At 67.7% G+C, this 2,244-nt stretch carries 1 protein-coding gene; it reads right to left on the reverse strand.

The genetic code is table 11. From position 1 onward, the window contains the following. Window positions 1–109: 109 nt before the first annotated feature. Window positions 110–2,244, reverse strand: a 2,135-nt coding sequence (locus tag IQ216_RS13545; protein ID WP_193815887.1) for a peptidase domain-containing ABC transporter, incomplete at its 5' end; no start/stop codon positions are given.

A 2,244-nucleotide genomic window follows, 5' to 3' on the forward strand; every position in this document is an offset into this window, starting at 1 on the left:
ATCGCCGCCCGCGGGCTGCCGAAGGCCCGCGGGCGGCGATTCAGGGGCGAGCGCAGCCAGTGCAGGCAGCGGTCGTAGAGGTTCACGAGGGAGGAGGGTCGGCGCTGCATCAGGCCATGCCCTCCTGGTTCTGACTGCGGTAGAGGGCGTAATACCAGCCCTGCTGGTCCATCAGACGCTGATGACTTCCCAGTTCCATGATCGCACCCCTGTCCATCAGCACGATCACATCGGCGGGCCTCACGGTGGCGAGGCGGTGCGTGATGAAGAACACAGTGCGGCCGCGGAAGGCCTCCAGCAGGTTGATGCAGAGCTGCCGCTCGGTGCTGGCGTCGAGGGCGCTGGTGGCCTCATCGAGGATGAGCATGCGGGGGTTCTGCAGCACGGCCCGGGCAAGGGCGAGGCGCTGACGCTGGCCGCCGGAGAGGCCGGCTCCCCGCTCCCCCACGCTGGTGTTGTAACCGCGGGGCAGCTCCATGATGAAGTCGTGGGCGCAGGCGATGCGGGCGGCACGGATCATCTCCGCGGCGGTGGCGTCGGGCTTCACCAGCAGCAGGTTGTCGCGGATGGACCCGTCGAACAGCATCGATTCCTGGGGCACCACACCGATCTGGTGGCGGAGGGAATAGAGCTCGATCTTGCTGATGTCGAGGCCATCCACCAGCACCGCGCCCTCCAGGGGGGCATAGGAGCGGGGCAGCAGCTTGAGCAGGGTGGACTTGCCGCTGCCGGAGCCCCCCACCAGGCCTACGAAGGCGCCGGCGGGGATCTCCAGGTTCACGCCTTCGAGGTTGAGCGGGCCCTCATCGCGGTAGCGGAAACACACGTTGCGGAACTCCACCCGGCCCTGCAGCGCCGGCATGGGGATGTTCTGGGTTTCGGCCAGGGTCTGCTCGGTGGGCCTGTCCACCACATCGGCCACGATCGCCAGCGACTGGGCGCCGAGCTGGATCTGCTGCCACTGGCGCGGCAGCTGCGTGAGGGGACCCACCACATAGCCCCCCAGGATGCGCACGGCGAAGAGGCCGCCGATGCTCATCTGCTGCTGGATCACCAGCCACATGGCCACCACGATCAGCAGCAGCTGACTGAAGTGATTGAGGAACTCCAGCAGGTTGGCGTTGGAGTCGTTGAGCACGCGCAGCTTGAAGTCTTCCCCCAGGAAGCGGGTGTAGCGGTCTTCGAATTCCCAGCGGGTCTTGAGTTCGGCGTTCTGCGCCTTGATCGTCTGCACGCCGGTGAGGGCCTCGGTGAGGAAGCTGTAGGTGCTGATTGCCTCGCCCTTGGCGCGCTGAATCTGGGCCTTGATGGCTGGATTGGCGAGCAGGCCCACGCCGAGGATCACCGGCACGGAGGCGAGCTGCACCAGGGCCAGCACCGGGCTGATGAACAGGATCACCAGCAGATAGAGGGGCACGAAGGCCAGGTCGATCAGGGAGGTGAGGGTGCGGCCGAGCAGCAGGTCGCGCAGCTTGTCGAGTTCGTTGAAATAGAACACCACCCGGCCCACCGGCCGGCTGTCGAAGAAGCCCTGGGGCAGGCGGATCAGGTGGTCGAGCACGGTGCTCTTGGCGGCCTGGTCCACCCGGTTGGCGGTGTCGGTGAACACGTAGGTGCGCAGGCTCTTGAGCAGCGCTTCGATCACGGCCGCCAGCAGCATCACGGCACCGATGCTGAGCACGGTGCCGATGCCGCCGCTCACGCTGCGGGAGCGAATCAGGGTGAGCATGCCGAGGGGGAATACCAGCCGCAGCACGTTGATCACCACGGAGCTGAGCAGCACCTCCACCAGCTCGCGGCGGTGCTCGCTGAGGTAGGGGCGGAACCAGCCCCAGCCGAAGTTCTGGGTCTTGGCGTCGTCCTTCTTCTGGAACAGCAGCAGCTCAGTCTGGTCGCCGTCGTGGGTGGCCAGCTGCTCGCAGGGCACGAGCAGGCTGCCGAGCTCGGCTTCGAGCAGGCGGGCCTGGCCGTCGGGGTCGACGCCGTCGAGCAGGCCGATGCGGCCGTTCTGCATCAGGGCGGCGGGCGTGGGCACGCGGCTCAGCCGGTCGGTGGGCACGCGGCTGAGCACCACCCGCAGGCCGAGGGTGTCCATGATCTGGCCCAGGTTCACCAGGTTGATGGCGGCCTGGCGCTGCAGGATCGCGTCCMCCTGCTGGTGCAGGGAGYCGCGGTTGAGGGGCAGGTCGAAGTACTCGGCCAGGGCGGTGCAGAGGGCCAGGGCGATGGCGCGGGAGCCACTGG

This window comes from Cyanobium sp. LEGE 06143, assembly GCF_015207535.1.
In the GTDB taxonomy this organism is placed as follows: Bacteria; Cyanobacteriota; Cyanobacteriia; order PCC-6307; family Cyanobiaceae; genus NIES-981.